The following is a 15521-nucleotide window of genomic DNA, read 5'->3' on the forward strand; positions in this document are numbered from 1 at the left end:
TATGAGCTTTTTCAGAAAGCTGAGAGAGAGCATTTCAAGCAAGACCGAATCCGTAACGAAGCAGTTCCGGGACGGATTGGAAAAAACGCGCAAAGGATTCGTGGAACGGGTCACCGACCTGATGACGCGCCGCAAAAAGATCGACGAGGAGTTCTATGAGGAGCTCGAGGAAATTCTGATCGGCGCGGACGTGGGCGTGAACACGGTCATGGAGCTGATCGACGATCTGCGTGCCGAAGTGAAGAAGCAGCGGATCGAAGACGCGGTGGAGCTGCAGCCGATCCTTTCGCAGAAATTGATGGAGCTGCTGCGCGGCGATGACGACAACGCGCTCCGCATGAACGAAGACGGCATTACCGTCATCCTGTTTGTCGGGGTCAACGGCGTCGGCAAGACGACGACGATCGGCAAGCTCGCCCACCGCTTCAAGCAGGAAGGCAAAAAGGTGCTTCTTGCCGCCGGCGATACTTTCCGTGCCGGGGCGATCGAGCAGCTCGAAGTGTGGGGCGAACGCGCAGGCGTAGAGGTCATCAAGCAGCATGCCGGCTCCGATCCGGCCGCGGTCATGTTTGACGCGGTTCAGGCTGCCAAGCAGCGCCAGGCGGATGTGCTGATCTGCGACACGGCGGGACGCCTGCAGAACAAAACGAACCTGATGGAGGAGCTGAACAAAATTTTCCGCGTTATTCAGCGGGAAATTCCGGGTGCTCCGCATGAGGTGCTGATGGTGCTTGACGCAACGACGGGACAGAACGCGCTCAGCCAGGCCAAGCTGTTCGGGGAGAAGAGCGGGGTCACCGGCCTTGTCCTGACGAAGCTCGACGGTACGGCGAAGGGCGGCATCGTCGTGGCGATCCGCCAGGAGCTCAACCTTCCGGTGAAGCTCGTGGGCCTTGGCGAGAAAATGGAGGATTTGCAGCCGTTTGATTCCCAGCAGTTTGTACATGCCCTGTTCGCCGGACTGATCCAGGAGCAGGAGGCGGAAGGCGCAGCGCAGGATGAAACGCATCACTGATCTGTATTGCGCGGATGTACGCCTAACAATAGAACGAAAAAAGAAGGGTGGCTGCATGCCATCCTTCTTTTTTTGCGTTGGGCCGAGCAAAATGACTCCAGCCTTGCCGCATTTTTAATCCGTCAACACTCTGACAAACTCGACCGACCGGAGCGGCACGATGGCCACATCCCCCGGTGGGCCGTACATAACCGGCGGAACCTTCAGCATCAATGAAGCGTCGTTAACCGAGATAAGCGTGCCGGTGATCATGTCGCCTGGCGTCATGACTTCGACTTCCGAGTTTGTGAAGCCGCGAACCAATTCTTTGAAATCCATGGTCGTTCTCCTTTCGAATCGTATTGATTGTCGTTGGTTACTGAACCGAAGTAATCCGGCTGAACGGAATGATCAGCAGGTCGCCGCCGCTCTCGCGGAGTTCGACCGCGTCTTCGGCTACCGTCAGCACGACGCCCTGCAGGGTAGCGCTGGCCGTATCCACCCGGACCTCGCTGCCGACTTTGCCTGCAAAGTAAGCGTGCAGCTCAGGATTGTCCGTGATGCCCGTCATGACTTCTTCTTCCAGTCTCGCAACGCGGTCCGCCAGCGACTCCAACTCCTCGATCCGTCGGGCCAGGCGTCTGATTTCCTCCTTAAGCTCCTTCCATTCCCATAAGTGCTCATTCAGCTTTGCTTCAATCTGACGCACGTCATCCTTCACATGATGCAGCTCATGGCTCAGATGCAGGATCTGATCATGCAGCTGTCGGATTCGGATTTTCCAATGCTTATGATTCCAGAAAAACATCATGGCTCCCATTCTCCTCCTTTAATTCATTGGCAGTTGCTTTCCCGAAAGGGACTATGATCGGTAAGACTCGATTTCTTCCTTCAGCCGACGCAGCTGATGCAGGCTTTCACGCTCCGCGCGGCGGATCGCCTTTTCCTGCAGCTTTATTTCTCTCGGACTTTCCTTCAGAAACGCGTCGACCCTGTTTTGCAAATCTTCGTAAGGCAGCTTGTAATCGCAGTAGTATTTTTTCATCCCGAACGCATCCAGCAGGCTCTCAACCTTGCGCATCTGGCTCAGGGCGAATACCGGTTTCCCGGCGCGCAGGGCGACCAGGGCGGGGTGGAGCTTGTAGGTGATCAAATAATCGACCGACTGGATATAGCTGTACGTCAGGTCTAATTCCATCAGCATAGGCAGCGTTTCAGCGGATGCCCCCGGGAGGGCCTCCTTGATCCGGTTGAGTATTTGCTGGCAGACCGTTAGGTCCGAGTAAATATTAGTGGGGTGGTTGATCACGGGGATAAACACAAGGTGGTAACCCTGTCGGATCAGGTGGAGCGACAGCTGCAGCATATTTTCAAACGGGAACGAAGGGTAAGCAAACAGGCACAGGCCGATGGTCGGCCGGCTGGAGAATCGTTTGACTGGGTAGTCAGGCTGCCTGTACGCAAATACGATATCGTGGGCCTGCTGAACATGCTGATGGAATCCGGCTCTTTGGGCGATATCGGCCGAACGGCTGTCCCGGAATACGGCCATTTGCGCCGTGCGGATATAATTCCTGTATTTCGCAACCTGGTCCGCAGGCCAGCTGGATTCCGGGTAGTTGTCCACGATGCCTACGCCGTACAGCCATTTGGGGTGGTTCTTGAGCGCATCCGGAAAATAATAAGGGTTAAACGAATACGGCGTGATCAAGTCCCCGCCCCCGATAATGACGTGGTCGGTTTGTGCCGGATCGAGACGGCTGGTCCACGGGTACACCACATGGCCTTCGAATACCTGCTGCAGCGTTCTCAAAAAAAGATCGTCACCGAAGTTGCCCATGCCGTAATAACCGCACACTCCAATGTTCAACGATAAACGCCTCCTTTCATTAAGACTTCGGCTCGCTCTTGCGCCGCAGCGTGTCCACAATGACCTGGTGCGCGGCTTCGCCCCGGTCTTCCCAGCGGTTGCTCCGCGCATATTCGATCCGAGCCAGCCGCTGTTCACGGGAGTCGGGCTCTTCCAGCATCCGGCCCAGCTTGGCGATAAAATCGTCGTGTGTGGTCGCCGTCGTGACATGGGGTTCCATGCGGATGCATTCCGGAAGCGCCGTCGACAGTACAGGCACACCTGATGCCATATATTCATAAGCTTTTACAGGATTGGTTGCCAGGGTAATGGGGTGATACTGAAAAGGGATTAACGCGACGTCGATATGCTGAAGATATTTTTTGAGCTCGGTGTGAGGCTTCTCGCCCAGCACATGAACATTCGGAAGCTTCGCATAGTCGGGGATATCGCCGTAGGCTGCACCGATGGACACGAAATGCACGTCCGGATAGTGCGACGCCATCTTCGCGAACAGATCGTGATCGAGCCAGTAGGCCCAGGCGCCAATATAGGCGGCGACTTTCCCCTGCGGCAGGTCATGAGGGCGCTGGGACGGGGCGGGATCGAAGAAGGAAGCATCAGCTCCGTTCGGGATCAGCGTTACCGGTTTATCAGGATAGGCCAGCTCCAGGCGCATCCGGATGGATTCGGCTGTGCATACCAAATGGTCGGAAGCATCCACCATCTTGACTTCATACTTGGCCCAGTGCGGAAACTCATCACAGCAATCATAGATGATGGCATCCGGACGGTAGAGGGAAGTCAGACGTGTGCGCTGTTTGGCCCAGGTGGTCCAGCCCACGACCGCATGGTCTTCGCGAAGCTTCTTCAGCTTCTTCATAAATGCGTGATGGTCGGTGAACAAAAACACGTTCGGCTCCACTTCTATGAATTCACGGTCCAGCGGCGCCAGGTTTTCAAAGAATACGAGGTGGCCCCTGGCCCCAAGCTGAGTCATGAGCTGCTGCGGTCGCTGCTTCATGTACTTCCAGTTCATCGTTTTCGGATAAATGATGATTGCCATAGTTTACATACCTCCTTTCAACCAGCCGCTTACAATATATGCTTTGATAGCTTTATAGAATTGGATGAAAGGACCAATTACAGCCGAAATGGGGAAAGAGCCCGGCCGACACGGATAACATGTCAGTACATCATGAGCCCCGCCATGGGATAAGCCCAGGGAAAGTGGAAATGCGGGCGGCTTGGAGGTTATAATGAGGAAAATAAAAGGATTGATGAAAGGGTTGTTTATGGCTAATACACACACTTACACCCGGAAGGAAGAAGTGGCGAACGCCATTACCCACGGCTTCGGGGCACTGCTCAGCGTTGCCGCATTGGTGCTGCTGATCGTATTTTCCACCATGAAGGGGACGGCATGGCATATCGCCAGCTTTTCGATCTACGGGACGACGATGCTGATTTTGTACATCAACTCCACCTTGGTACACAGCTTTAAGGAGGGCAAGGTCAAGGATCTGTTCGAAATTTTTGACCATTCCTCGATTTACTTGTTCATTGCGGGCTCGTATACGCCGTTTATGCTGGTTGCGATCCGGGGACCGCTGGGGTGGTCGCTGTTCGCTACCGTATGGGGGATTGCACTGCTCGGCTGCGTGTTCAAGGCATTTTTTACGAAGCGGTTTCTGTTTATGTCCACAATTTTCTACATTATTATGGGGTGGATGGTCGTGGTTGCCTGGGGGCCTCTGACGGCTGCTGTGGCTTCGGGAGGCATCTGGCTGCTGGCTGCCGGCGGGATCCTGTACACGCTCGGTACCATTTTTTACGTGTGGAGGGGCTTTCCGTATCACCATGCGATCTGGCATTTGTTCGTGCTGGGCGGGAGCGTGATGCATTTCTTTGCGGTGCTGATCTATCTGCTTCCTTGGTCGTAAAGATAGAAACAAGAAACTTTTCAAGATGACAAGGATATTTGCTTGACATCTTTCTTTGTTTTCTGTATGATAAGGAACGTTAAAGAACTGTAAAGTGTTTTTCCTTGACGAAGGGAGTGTCCCTCAGTGAGTCAGGAGAATCGGCTCGAGAAGACGAATCGAATCAACCTTTTGTTTGATTTCTATGAACAGCTGCTGACAGAGAAGCAGCAGACGTTCCTTAAATATTACTTTCATGACGATTTCTCCCTCGGGGAGATTGCAGCCGAGTTCGACATCAGCCGGCAGGCCGTCTATGAGCATATCAAGCGGGCTGAGCAGGTGCTGGACATGTATGAAGAGAAGCTGGGACTGCTGCAGAAGCATGAGCAGCGCAGCCAAGAACTTGAGCGGCTGCAGAGCATTACGGAGTCCAGCAGCATGACTGAATCCGATAAAACGAGAATATATCAAATCATAAATCAATTGCAGCAATTGGAATAAAGTGTTAGAAGGAGGTGGCGGTTCATGGCATTTGAAGGATTGACGAGCCGGCTGCAGAACGTATTCAGCAAGCTGCGCGGCAAAGGCAAGGTGTCCGAGGATGACGTTAACGAAGCGATGCGCGAGGTGCGTCTTGCGCTTCTGGAAGCTGACGTTAACTTTAAGGTCGTCAAGGATTTCGTCGCCAAGGTGAAAGAGAAGGCCATTGGTACTGAAGTGATGGAGAGCTTCACGCCGGGCATGGTCATCATCGACATCGTTAATAAAGAACTGACCGAGCTGATGGGCGGAAGCCAGGCGAAGCTGGCAAAGGCGAACAAGCCTCCGACCGTCATTATGATGGTAGGTTTGCAAGGGGCCGGTAAGACGACGACATCAGGCAAGCTGGCGAAGATGCTGCAGAAGCAGAACCACCGTCCGCTGATGGCGGCGGGCGATATTTACCGCCCTGCGGCGATCAAGCAGCTTCAGGTGCTGGGTGACCAGATCGGCGTACCGGTATTTACACTCGGCGACAAGACAAGCCCGGTGGAAATCGCGAAGCAGGCTTATCAGCATGCCAAGGATAACGGGAACGATTATCTGATCATCGATACGGCGGGCCGCCTGCACATCGATGAAGAGCTGATGGAAGAGCTGCGCCAAATCCACAGCGAGGTGAAGCCGGACGAGGTGCTGCTGGTTGTGGACGCGATGACAGGCCAGGATGCCGTCAACGTCGCGGATCACTTCAACAAGCAGCTGGATCTGACGGGCGTCGTGCTGACCAAGCTCGACGGCGATACCCGCGGCGGTGCCGCGCTGTCTGTTAAGGCCGTAACCGGCTGTCCGATCAAGTTTGCGGCGCTCGGCGAGAAGATCGATGCCCTGGAGCCGTTCCATCCGGAGCGGATGGCTTCCCGGATCCTCGGTATGGGCGACATGCTCTCGCTGATCGAGAAAGCCCAGTCGAATATCGACACGGAGAAAGCGAAGGAAATGGAACGTAAAATGCGCAACGCCGAGTTTACGTTCGACGATTTCCTGGAGCAGATGGAGCAGGTGAAGAAGCTTGGCCCGATCGACCAGATCATGGACATGATCCCGGGGATGGGCAAGCTGAAGCAGACCAAGGATCTGAAGGTCGATGAGAAGCAGATGGGCCGCATTGAGGCGATCGTCTTTTCGATGACGAAGGCAGAGAAACAGAATCCGGATATCATCAACCACAACCGCCGCAAGCGGATTGCGACCGGCAGCGGCACATCGCTCGCCGAGGTCAACCGGCTGATCAAGCAGTTTGACGAGATGCGCCGGATGATGAAGCAGTTCTCGGATATGATGGGTCCGAAGGGTCCGAAGGGCAAGGCTTTAAAGCAGCTGAAAGGATTGGCCGGCAAAGGCGGCATGAAGTTTCCTTTCCGTTAATCACTGCATTTCTATATAGACAGCTTTCCCTCCGCCAAGGCGGGAGGCTGTCCCCACACTTATTTTATTGAAGGAGGTGAATTTCGTGGCAGTACGTATTCGTCTGAAACGCATGGGTGCTCATAAAGCTCCTTTCTACCGTATCGTGGTATCGGATTCCCGTTCCCCACGTGACGGCCGTTTTATCGAAGAAATCGGTTACTACAATCCGGTCAACCAACCGGCTGACGTAAGAATCGATGAAGATAAAGCACTGGCGTGGCTGCAAAACGGTGCGCAAGCATCCGACACAGTCCGCAACCTGCTGAGCAAAGCAGGCGTGCTTAAAAAGTTCCATGAGCTCAAGCAGCAGAAATAATGACTGATCGTGAGGGTTATCTATGGAAGAATTAGTTGGTGTTATTGCTAAGGCTTTGGTGGATCATCCTGAAGAGGTGGCTGTGAAGACGGTGGAGAAGGATCACCTGGTTGTCTACGAACTGACCGTGCATCCCGAGGATGTCGGAAAGGTCATCGGCAAGCAGGGCCGGATCGCCAAGGCGCTTCGAACAGTCGTGACTTCTGCAGCAGTCAAAATGGATAAACGCGTGACCGTGGATATCATATCTTAAAGATATACGAAAGGGGGTTAGGATGCATGTCCTAGCCCTTTTTCGTACATGCTGAAGATTATATAACAGATCCGTGCAATACAAGCGCGCCGAAGCGCCGGCGCCACGAAGCTAGGAGGAGAACATGCCGGAAACACTTTATAAGGTTGGCAAAATCGTCAACACCCATGGCATCAAGGGGGAAATCAAAGTGTTGTCGTACACGGATTTTCCCGAGGTCCGTTTCGCCAAGGGGAGCGAGCTCATGATCGTTCCGGAGGACGGGGGCAAGCCGGTCGACGTGACCGTCCATTCTTCCCGCCTTCATAAAAATATGTACATCATCAAATTGGACGGCTACGACAATATTAATGATGTAGAGAAATTTAAAGGCAGCATGCTGAAAGTCGGCAAGGAACATCTCGTGGAGCTTCCGGAAGACGAGTATTACTTCCATGAAATTATCGGCTGCACGGTCGTGACCGATGAAGACAAGGAGCTTGGGGTCGTGACGGAAATTTTGACACCCGGCGCGAACGACGTATGGGTAGTCCAGCCAAAGGGCGGCAAGAGCATCCTCATTCCCGTCATTGATGATGTCGTCCTTGACGTAGACATTCCGAACCAAAAAATACTCGTTCATATTATGGAAGGACTGCTGGACTAATGAGAGTGGATGTGCTGACCCTGTTCCCGGAAATGCTGGATGGGGTTTTCCGGACAAGCATTCTCGGCAAGGCCCAGGAGAAAGGAATCATCTCGCTTCATACCGTCAATTTCCGGGATTACTCCGGGAATAAGCACGGTACGGTTGACGATACGCCTTATGGCGGAGGCGGGGGGATGGTTCTGAAGCCGGAGCCGATCTTTGCGGCTGTCGAGGATCTGCTGGAGAAAGCGGGACATCAGGCCAAGCCAAGAGTCATCCTGATGTGTCCGCAGGGGGAAACCTTTTCCCAGAAAAAAGCAGAGGAACTCGCGAAGGAAGAGCATTTGATCTTCATTTGCGGCCACTACGAGGGATATGATGAGCGGATTCGTGAGCATCTCATCACCGATGAGCTGTCGATCGGCGACTACGTCCTGACCGGAGGCGAGCTTCCGGCGGCGGTCGTGATCGATGCGGTCTCCCGGCTGCTGCCCGGCGTGCTGGGCAACGAAACGTCGGCCGTGACCGACTCCTTCAGCACCGGGCTGCTGGAGTATCCGCACTATACTCGCCCGGTGGAGTTCCGGGGCTGGAAAGTGCCGGACATGCTGCTGAGCGGCCACCACGCGAACATCGAGGCTTGGCGCCGGGAGCAGGCGCTGAAGCGGACGCTGGAGCGGCGGCCGGACCTGCTGGATGAGGTGGAGCTGACCGACCGGGACCGCAAGACACTGGAAAAGCTCCGCAGGCTGAAAGATACCGATGGCGGACTTGAATAACCGAGCTGTAAACCACGACCCCTGGGTTCTGCTAGGGAGTGGTTTTTTAGCGTCAGATGCGTTAGTCTGGATATAAGGTTGTCTGAATGTTGAGCATCAAGAACACGAGCACCAAAGTGAAATTTATCATGACAGGAGGATATTATGGATTATAAAGCATATTTTCAAACCCATCGCGATCAGCATCTGAACGAACTGAAGGAATGGTTGTCCATTCCGAGCATTTCTGCATTGTCCGAGCATAAGCCGGACGTTAAGCGGGCGGCAGAATGGCTGGCGGAGACACTCAAAAAGGCCGGCCTTGAAAACGTGAAAATCCACGAAACAAACGGCCACCCGATCGTCTACGCGGACCATCTGCATGCACCGGGACAGCCGACGGTTCTCGTCTATGGGCACTATGACGTGCAGCCGGTAGACCCGCTGAACTTGTGGGATACACCACCATTCGAGCCGGCCGAACGCGACGGCAAGCTGTACGCAAGAGGGGCAACGGACGATAAGGGGCAGATCTTTTTACATATTAAGGCGGTGGAAGCGATTCTTCAGCAGGAGAAGCAGCTTCCGGTCAACATCAAGTTTTGCGTGGAGGGCGAGGAGGAAGTCGGAAGCCCGAACCTTCCGAAGTTCCTGGAGGCTCAGCAGGAGCTGCTGAAGGCCGATGCGGTTCTCATCTCGGATACGTCCCTGCTGGAAAAAGGAAAACCGGCGATCTGCACCGGTCTTCGCGGTCTGTGCTCACTGGAAGTTCATGTCCAAACGGCCAATACAGATCTGCACTCCGGCAGCTACGGCGGCGGCGTACCGAATGCGCTGCATGCGATGGTCAGCCTGCTCGATTCCCTGCATGATGCCAAGGGCCGCGTGACTGTGGAAGGCTTCTACGAAGGCGTTCCGGAGCTTACGGAGGCCGATCATGCCGAGTTTGCGAAGCAGTCCGGAGACGAGAACAAGCTGAAGCGCGACCTTGGCCTTGACGAGCTGTACGGGGAAGAGGGATACACGTTCGCCGAAAGAACCGGCGCACGCCCGACCCTTGAACTGAACGGCGTCTACGGCGGATTCCAGGGCGAGGGCAGCAAAACGGTCATCCCGAAGGAAGCCCATGCGAAGATTACATGCCGTCTGGTGGGACATCAGGATCCGCAGGACATCTTGAACAAAATCGAAAAGCATATCTACAGCCACGTACCGACGGGCGCCAAAGCAACCGTCATCCAGTTCGAGAAGGGCAATGCATTTACGATTGATCCGTCCACGCCGATTCTGCAAAAGGCGGCGGAAGCCTACGAGGAAGTATACGGCACGCGTCCCGTATTTACGAGAGATGGAGGCTCCATCCCGATCGTGGAGACGTTCTCCCGTGTACTGGCCGCTCCGGTCGTATGCATGGGTTTTGGCCTTCCCGACGAAAACCTGCATGCGCCTAACGAGCACTTTAACCTGGAAAACTTCGATCTTGGCCTGCTGACCATCGTCGATTTCCTGAAAAGAGTGTAACGACCTCCTGAATAAGGAGTCTTGAAAAGGATTATAATGAATGAAATCGCCGGATCGAGAGCTGTCAGCTCGGATCCGGCGATTTTTATATTAGCCTTCAATAAGGAATAGCCTGGATCGAACCGTATGCTGATGAATTCCATGGTAATTCCACTTCACTACGGACAGTGAAACCTGATTATTCTCCATTGAAATTTTATAACACAAAAATTATAATTATTATGTAATAATATTTTATAACGAGACGTATGAATCTTTTTGCTGCAATCCTTATCCCGCTTGAAGAGCAGCAGCTAAAGACGAGTCGAGCTGACATGAAATATCCACCGAGGGACAAGATTTTTTGCAAAACTCGTTTGCATGTACGATTCACTGTAGAAGGAGGAGTTATATTGAAGATCATTCCGATGGATGCCGAATGGCTTGATGCGATGTGTGACCTTTGGAACGGGGAACTGGGCGGCCATTTTCCGATGCGCAGGGAACTGATGAAGCAAAATACTTTTGAAGATGTGAACGTGTATGGTCCCGCTTCCGGGCTGGCCGTTGACGGGGAGGGCCGTCTGCTTGGGTTCGTGATCGCCAAGAAGTGGCAGGAGCCGGCGCGCGAAATGCAGCTGGGTGACGGCGGCGGATGGATACAGGCTATCGTCGTCCGCCGCGATGTTCAGGGTCAGGGCATAGGGTCAGGGCTGCTCAGTCATGCCGAGAGTTTATTGCGCGAAGCCGGAGCGGTATCGGTCAGCATCGGGCGTGACCCGTGGCACTATTTTCCCGGAGTGCCGCTCGCACTGCCGGAGGTTAAGTCATGGTTCGCGCGCCGCGGGTACGAATACCTGTACGAGGTGTTCGACCTGGTGAACGAAACCTCGGACGATGGTCTAGAGCGGCCCGAGTATCGGGATGGTGCCTTCGCCCGCCTGCTTGTTCCGGGAGACCGCGAAGAGATGCTCCGTTTCTTCAAGCGGTGCTTTCCGGGACGCTGGTATTACGAGGCGCAGTGCTATTGGGAGCGGGGAGGGCAGGGACGGGAATTCGTCGGCCTGTTCCTTGGGGACGAAATGATCGGCTTTTGCCGCGTGAACGACGGCGAGTCCCCGCTGATTGCCCAGAATACTTATTGGGCGCCGCTGTTCAGTGAACCGCTTGGCGGCATCGGGCCGCTCGGCGTGGACGACCGGTTCCGCGGGAAAGGCTACGGGCTGGCGATCGTTCAGGACGGGGTCGCGGAGCTGACGGCCAGAGGCGTGAAGCACCTGGTGATCGATTGGACGGAATATGTGGATTTTTATGCCAAACTTGGTTTTCGGACGTGGACTGGATATAATATCGGCAAAAAAGCACTGATGTAGCCCCCAGAAGGAGGATGATGCATGAATCCGGCAAAAGCAATTTGGCGGTTCTTTTTTCCCAAGGAGCGGATCTTGATCTTCACATCTTTCGACGCAGACAGCTATGCAAGGGCCAAGTCCAGACTGCTGAGCGGAGGGATCCGCCACCGCTCGCGCATCGTGAGCCAGACGACCGGCCGGGGTGCCTTTACCGGCCGGGGGATGACGCAGTACGACTTGTACGTGGCCCAAGAGGATGAACATGCCGCAAGGCAGCTCTTGTAGCCCCAACGGATGGCCAGAACTGCGAAGAAGCGGTAACTGCCATTTTCGCAGCTCGGAGACAACCAGCCCCCGGCAAATGGCCGGGGGCTGGTTTTGGCTGTGGTGTATGGGCGGCTCTATTCGTCCAGCTTGGCAATCGTGGTAAATACGTCGTACAGCTTCTGATCCGGGTGCTGACGCTCGGTGTGCTTTTCCACAAACTCCGTCAATTGCTCAAAAAATGCTTTGGCTTCCTCTTCCGTCAAATAGACCTCGGAGTGGGACAGGTTCCCGGCAGGCTCCTCCTGGTTCTGGGCCTTCAGAAACTTACGCTTGCTCTCCTCATACAAGTCTTCCAGCAGCTTTTGCGTTTCGGAACGGAAGATTTTCTGGGCCGCCTCATCAATGTCCTTGCTGCGCTTAATCCGTACGGATCCTTTGAAGGCTTGATAATATTTGGCCGTGATTCCGTTGATTTGCTTGGTGTGCACGAGGACAATTAACCCGATGCTCTCCAGCTTTTTGGCATGATAGTAGACTTTGGCCGGAACCTCGCCGAGTTTGTCAGCGATATCTTTGATCGTCATTGGCTGGTCGGCCTTCTGAAAGCAGCTTAATATTTTCAAACGGTATGGATCGGAATAAATCCGGATCTCCTCGATCGTGCTCAGTTCTTTGGTCTCCAATGTTGTGCACCTCTACATTTCCCGTATCTTGTTTTCCGGATTGTTTATCCCCATTATAAGCCGAGATGGCTCCCGAGCACAAAATGTTTCCATCGCTCTAGATTTTCATAAACCCTTTCTGGCTCCACAGATAGACCCCCGGTATCAGCATCAGCAGGCCAAAAACGAGGTACAGCACGTGGACCCCGACGAATGCTCCGGCCCAACCGGCCAGCAGGCTTCCGACGGGAATGGCACAGGTGCAAATCGTGCTCGACAGCGCCCCGACCCGGCCAAGCATCGCTTTGGGGGTGACTTCCATCATATAGGTGGATACCGGCGTATTGATAAACGAAATGGCGAATCCCATGCCAAAGCAAAAGGCAGCCGCGGCATAGAGAGGATATTCCCTTAGAAGGGCGGGGACGTAGAGAAGGCTGTACGTAACCCCGAGCAGCAAAAATCCGAACACGATCAGACTGCTTTTGCGGTAAGCGGATCCCTTCTGGCTGATCCATAGGCCGCTGATAATCATGCCGGTAATCAGGGCGATGCCGATCAAACTGAGGCCGTATGGGCCCGAGTGGAGTATTTGTTTGACATAAACGGGCTCAAGCACGTTTTTAGGCGTGAGGCACAGATTCACGAATGCGGCCGAAAGCATAGTCATCATCATCAGCTTGTGGCCTTTAACGAACTTCAGGCCGGTCTTAAACTGGCTCCAGTAGGACAAGCTTTCCTCGGCCTGCATAAGACCTGCGTCGTTATCGACTTCCTGCCCTTGATCCCGGTCGATGCGGATCCAGACGTACATCAGGGCGGCCAGCAGGAAGGATAGCGCGTCGATCAGCATCGCTCCGGAAATGCCGAGCATGGCGATCAGGCCGCCGGCTGCGGCCAGACCGGCAAGCTCTGCGGTGCGGGAGGCAGACGACGTCAGCGAGTTGCCGCTGAGCAGCAGCTCCTTGGGCAAAATGCGGGGAACGAGGGACATCTCCGCCGGCGTGGAGAAGCATTCGAGCGTAGAGTTGATGAACGTAAAAATAAACAAGTGCCACGGCTGCAAGTCTCCTATGAAAAAGAGCAGCGCCGATACGGTTACCGTGATGCCCCGGCCGGCATTCGTCACGATCACGACCTTTTTCTTGGACCAGCGGTCGACCAGGACGCCAGTAAACATACTGAAAGCAATGCCTGGAACGAAGTTGATGGCGTAAAGTGTTCCCATTAGCAGCTCGGAGCCGGTAAGCAGGTAGACCATCCAGCTGTAGGCGATGGAATCCACGGAATCCCCGAATCGTGAAATAATCTTGGCGGTGATCATCATTAGATACAACTTGTGTTTCGCCAGCCTGCGCACACCTTGATTCTGCTGAAGCAATACGGTTTCACTCATGAAAGAGCATCTCCATTCAATTTTTATTAACGTTAAAATTATTTTAATGATAAATTTATTTTAACGTCAATTCCGATTTTGGCAAGAAGTTTTTTAAGATTATAGAATTAATAAATTTCAGCGAAGCTGAACCATTCTATAATCGCAAGAAAAACTTCCTTTTAAACGCGGTCTGTCTTCTTTGAAGGTACGTCGATAGACGTTTTTCTTACAATTGGGTCAGCCTATTTTTCGGTGTGCAGTATCTGTCTTTGGGAGAGCGAAGACTTTGCTATTTTTTTAACCGAGGGGCAGCGCAACAACTGGAAGATTTATAGTTGCAAAGGATGAAACAAATATGCTACAATAAATGCTGTTGTGTGGAATACGGTGGTCCGCTGCGGATGATGAAGGAAAACAGAGGGTTTTCCGGAAGAGGCAAGAACACCTGTACGGAAGGAGGAGTCCTAAATGAACATCCTACAAGAGATTACCAAAGAACAGCTTCGCACCGACATCCCTAGCTTTCGTCCTGGCGACACTTTGAAAGTGCACGTTAAGGTTATCGAGGGATCCCGCGAGCGTATCCAGTTGTTCGAAGGTGTTGTGATTAAGCGTCGCGGAGGCGGCATCGCTGAGACTTTTACAGTGCGTAAAATCTCTTACGGTGTTGGGGTAGAAAGAACTTTCCCAATCAACTCGCCAAAAATCGAGAAGATCGAAGTGGCTCGTTACGGTAAAGTACGTCGCGCCAAACTGTACTATCTTCGTGAACTGCGCGGTAAAGCAGCAAGAATTAAAGAGATTCGCCGTTAATCAGCGAACAACGCTAAAGGGCTTGATTTCAAGCCCTTTTCGTTTTAGGATAAAAAAGGCGTCAATAGATGAACGAACCAAGTTGACAGACCGCGAGAAGCGGAGATTTTTCTGGCGATCACGAATGCCTTTTCGCTTCGCTGGTCCAAAGAAAGCATACACGGCTCCGTAATGGGAGCTTTTCTTTTCGGCAAAACTAGGAGAGGGCGGTGGATATATGCAGCAGGACATTCAGAGCGATGCGGTGGAAGTGAAGGAAGAAGATCATAAACCACCTAAAAAAGGGAAAAATGAAGTCGTAGAATGGCTGAAAGCGATCATCATTGCCCTGATTTTGGTGGCACTGATCCGCTGGCTTCTCTTCAAACCGTTTATTGTGGACGGACCCTCCATGCAGCCAAACTTTCATACAGGCGAGCGGTTGATCGTCAATGAAATATTGTACGACATCCGGGCTCCGCATCGTGGAGAGGTTATCGTGTTCCATGTTCCGTCCGAAGGCAAGGATTTTATCAAACGCGTGATTGCCGTCGCAGGCGATACCGTCAAGGTGGAAGGCGACACGGTGACCGTGAACGGCAAAAAAGTCAATGAAACCTACATACAGGGTGCCATCGATGCAAGCCATAAAGCGGGCCAGATGTATAATGACAAAGATTTTCCAAACAGCGCGTTTCCGGATGGCAAGGTTCCCGAAGGTCATGTGTTCGTGATGGGGGATAACCGGTCCGACAGTACGGACAGCCGGATGATCGGTTATGTGCCGCTCGGGGATATCGTCGGACGGGCTGACCTCATCTTCTGGCCGGTGAAGGACATCCATTTGATTAACCATTAATGAACGTGGAATGAGGCTGTTTGCGGACAAGAGAATGA

General features: G+C 53.4%; 19 protein-coding genes. 13 read left to right on the forward strand and 6 right to left on the reverse strand.

The window, feature by feature from the left end; genetic code table 11:
- The first annotated feature begins 1 nt into the window (after position 1).
- Positions 2-1015 carry a signal recognition particle-docking protein FtsY gene (ftsY, locus tag ABID47_RS13280; RefSeq protein ID WP_354497369.1) on the forward strand — a complete coding sequence of 338 codons (1014 nt, stop codon included), beginning with the start codon at positions 2-4 and terminating at the stop codon, positions 1013-1015.
- A gap of 114 nt (positions 1016-1129) precedes the next feature.
- Here the strand turns inward: ftsY and ABID47_RS13285 are convergent, their stop codons facing one another.
- The 4 genes from ABID47_RS13285 to ABID47_RS13300 are packed head-to-tail and all read right to left on the reverse strand — an operon-like array spanning position 1130 to position 3909.
- Positions 1130-1333, reverse strand: coding sequence for a hypothetical protein (locus tag ABID47_RS13285; RefSeq protein WP_105443649.1), 204 nt, complete (start codon positions 1331-1333; stop codon positions 1130-1132).
- 37 nt (positions 1334-1370) lie between these two features.
- Positions 1371-1805 carry a hypothetical protein gene (locus ABID47_RS13290; RefSeq protein WP_354497371.1) on the reverse strand — a complete coding sequence of 145 codons (435 nt, stop codon included), beginning with the start codon at positions 1803-1805 and terminating at the stop codon, positions 1371-1373.
- A gap of 51 nt (positions 1806-1856) precedes the next feature.
- Entirely contained in the window at positions 1857-2864 is a 1008-nt protein-coding gene (locus ABID47_RS13295) for a polysaccharide pyruvyl transferase family protein (RefSeq protein ID WP_354497373.1), read from the reverse strand.
- A 19-nt stretch (positions 2865-2883) separates the two neighbouring features.
- Positions 2884-3909 carry a glycosyltransferase gene (locus ABID47_RS13300; RefSeq protein ID WP_354497375.1) on the reverse strand — a complete coding sequence of 342 codons (1026 nt, stop codon included), beginning with the start codon at positions 3907-3909 and terminating at the stop codon, positions 2884-2886.
- A gap of 229 nt (positions 3910-4138) precedes the next feature.
- Between ABID47_RS13300 and trhA the strand changes: the two genes are divergently transcribed.
- From trhA to ABID47_RS13350, 10 genes are all read left to right on the forward strand, one after another.
- On the forward strand, positions 4139-4786 hold the full coding sequence (trhA, locus tag ABID47_RS13305; RefSeq protein ID WP_354498732.1) for a PAQR family membrane homeostasis protein TrhA: 648 nt from the start codon (positions 4139-4141) through the stop codon (positions 4784-4786).
- Between the two features lie 126 nt (positions 4787-4912).
- Complete coding sequence (locus tag ABID47_RS13310; RefSeq protein WP_354497377.1) at positions 4913-5269, forward strand: putative DNA-binding protein; 357 nt, start codon at positions 4913-4915, stop codon at positions 5267-5269.
- A gap of 24 nt (positions 5270-5293) precedes the next feature.
- Entirely contained in the window at positions 5294-6676 is a 1383-nt protein-coding gene (ffh, locus tag ABID47_RS13315) for a signal recognition particle protein (RefSeq protein ID WP_076168228.1), read from the forward strand.
- An 85-nt stretch (positions 6677-6761) separates the two neighbouring features.
- Positions 6762-7034, forward strand: a complete 273-nt coding sequence (gene rpsP / locus ABID47_RS13320) for a 30S ribosomal protein S16 (protein ID WP_076168226.1) — start codon at positions 6762-6764, stop codon at positions 7032-7034.
- A gap of 22 nt (positions 7035-7056) precedes the next feature.
- Complete coding sequence (locus ABID47_RS13325; protein WP_354497380.1) at positions 7057-7287, forward strand: KH domain-containing protein; 231 nt, start codon at positions 7057-7059, stop codon at positions 7285-7287.
- 124 nt (positions 7288-7411) lie between these two features.
- Entirely contained in the window at positions 7412-7933 is a 522-nt protein-coding gene (gene rimM, locus ABID47_RS13330) for a ribosome maturation factor RimM (protein ID WP_116231268.1), read from the forward strand.
- Entirely contained in the window at positions 7933-8694 is a 762-nt protein-coding gene (gene trmD / locus ABID47_RS13335) for a tRNA (guanosine(37)-N1)-methyltransferase TrmD (RefSeq protein WP_192714759.1), read from the forward strand. The genes rimM and trmD overlap by 1 nt, the downstream gene beginning before the upstream one ends.
- Positions 8695-8838: 144 nt before the next feature.
- Positions 8839-10194, forward strand: coding sequence for a dipeptidase (locus ABID47_RS13340; RefSeq protein ID WP_212969088.1), 1356 nt, complete (start codon positions 8839-8841; stop codon positions 10192-10194).
- Positions 10195-10586: 392 nt separating this feature from the next.
- Positions 10587-11546 (forward strand): GNAT family N-acetyltransferase, encoded by a 960-nt coding sequence (locus tag ABID47_RS13345; protein WP_354497383.1) that lies wholly within the window; start codon positions 10587-10589, stop codon positions 11544-11546.
- A gap of 21 nt (positions 11547-11567) precedes the next feature.
- Complete coding sequence (locus tag ABID47_RS13350; protein ID WP_116231264.1) at positions 11568-11810, forward strand: hypothetical protein; 243 nt, start codon at positions 11568-11570, stop codon at positions 11808-11810.
- 116 nt (positions 11811-11926) lie between these two features.
- On the opposite strand, the gene ABID47_RS13355 is transcribed toward ABID47_RS13350, so the two are convergent.
- Together ABID47_RS13355 and ABID47_RS13360 are read right to left on the reverse strand one after the other, a co-directional pair.
- On the reverse strand, positions 11927-12475 hold the full coding sequence (locus ABID47_RS13355) for a helix-turn-helix domain-containing protein (RefSeq protein WP_145021968.1): 549 nt from the start codon (positions 12473-12475) through the stop codon (positions 11927-11929).
- A 97-nt stretch (positions 12476-12572) separates the two neighbouring features.
- Positions 12573-13850 (reverse strand): MFS transporter, encoded by a 1278-nt coding sequence (locus ABID47_RS13360; protein WP_354497387.1) that lies wholly within the window; start codon positions 13848-13850, stop codon positions 12573-12575.
- A 450-nt stretch (positions 13851-14300) separates the two neighbouring features.
- Between ABID47_RS13360 and rplS the strand changes: the two genes are divergently transcribed.
- Together rplS and lepB are read left to right on the forward strand one after the other, a co-directional pair.
- Entirely contained in the window at positions 14301-14645 is a 345-nt protein-coding gene (gene rplS / locus ABID47_RS13365) for a 50S ribosomal protein L19 (RefSeq protein WP_076168209.1), read from the forward strand.
- 217 nt (positions 14646-14862) lie between these two features.
- Positions 14863-15483 carry a signal peptidase I gene (lepB, locus tag ABID47_RS13370; RefSeq protein ID WP_354497389.1) on the forward strand — a complete coding sequence of 207 codons (621 nt, stop codon included), beginning with the start codon at positions 14863-14865 and terminating at the stop codon, positions 15481-15483.
- Positions 15484-15521: the final 38 nt, after the last annotated feature.

Origin of the sequence: Paenibacillus favisporus, from assembly GCF_040545415.1 — a bacterium.
Taxonomy (GTDB): Bacteria; Bacillota; Bacilli; order Paenibacillales; family Paenibacillaceae; genus Paenibacillus_AQ; species Paenibacillus_AQ favisporus.

Bases quoted from the DNA above. Each gene is read 5' to 3' on its own strand.
- ftsY (WP_354497369.1), top strand. From the start codon at position 2: ATGAGCTTTTTCAGAAAGCTGAGAGAGAGCATTTCAAGCAAGACCGAA.
- ABID47_RS13285 (WP_105443649.1), bottom strand. From the start codon at position 1,333: ATGGATTTCAAAGAATTGGTTCGCGGCTTCACAAACTCGGAAGTCGAA.
- ABID47_RS13290 (WP_354497371.1), bottom strand. From the start codon at position 1,805: ATGATGTTTTTCTGGAATCATAAGCATTGGAAAATCCGAATCCGACAG.
- ABID47_RS13300 (WP_354497375.1), bottom strand. From the start codon at position 3,909: ATGGCAATCATCATTTATCCGAAAACGATGAACTGGAAGTACATGAAG.
- trhA (WP_354498732.1), top strand. From the start codon at position 4,139: ATGGCTAATACACACACTTACACCCGGAAGGAAGAAGTGGCGAACGCC.
- ffh (WP_076168228.1), top strand. From the start codon at position 5,294: ATGGCATTTGAAGGATTGACGAGCCGGCTGCAGAACGTATTCAGCAAG.
- ABID47_RS13325 (WP_354497380.1), top strand. From the start codon at position 7,057: ATGGAAGAATTAGTTGGTGTTATTGCTAAGGCTTTGGTGGATCATCCT.
- rimM (WP_116231268.1), top strand. From the start codon at position 7,412: ATGCCGGAAACACTTTATAAGGTTGGCAAAATCGTCAACACCCATGGC.
- trmD (WP_192714759.1), top strand. From the start codon at position 7,933: ATGAGAGTGGATGTGCTGACCCTGTTCCCGGAAATGCTGGATGGGGTT.
- ABID47_RS13340 (WP_212969088.1), top strand. From the start codon at position 8,839: ATGGATTATAAAGCATATTTTCAAACCCATCGCGATCAGCATCTGAAC.
- ABID47_RS13350 (WP_116231264.1), top strand. From the start codon at position 11,568: ATGAATCCGGCAAAAGCAATTTGGCGGTTCTTTTTTCCCAAGGAGCGG.
- ABID47_RS13360 (WP_354497387.1), bottom strand. From the start codon at position 13,850: ATGAGTGAAACCGTATTGCTTCAGCAGAATCAAGGTGTGCGCAGGCTG.
- rplS (WP_076168209.1), top strand. From the start codon at position 14,301: ATGAACATCCTACAAGAGATTACCAAAGAACAGCTTCGCACCGACATC.
- lepB (WP_354497389.1), top strand. From the start codon at position 14,863: ATGCAGCAGGACATTCAGAGCGATGCGGTGGAAGTGAAGGAAGAAGAT.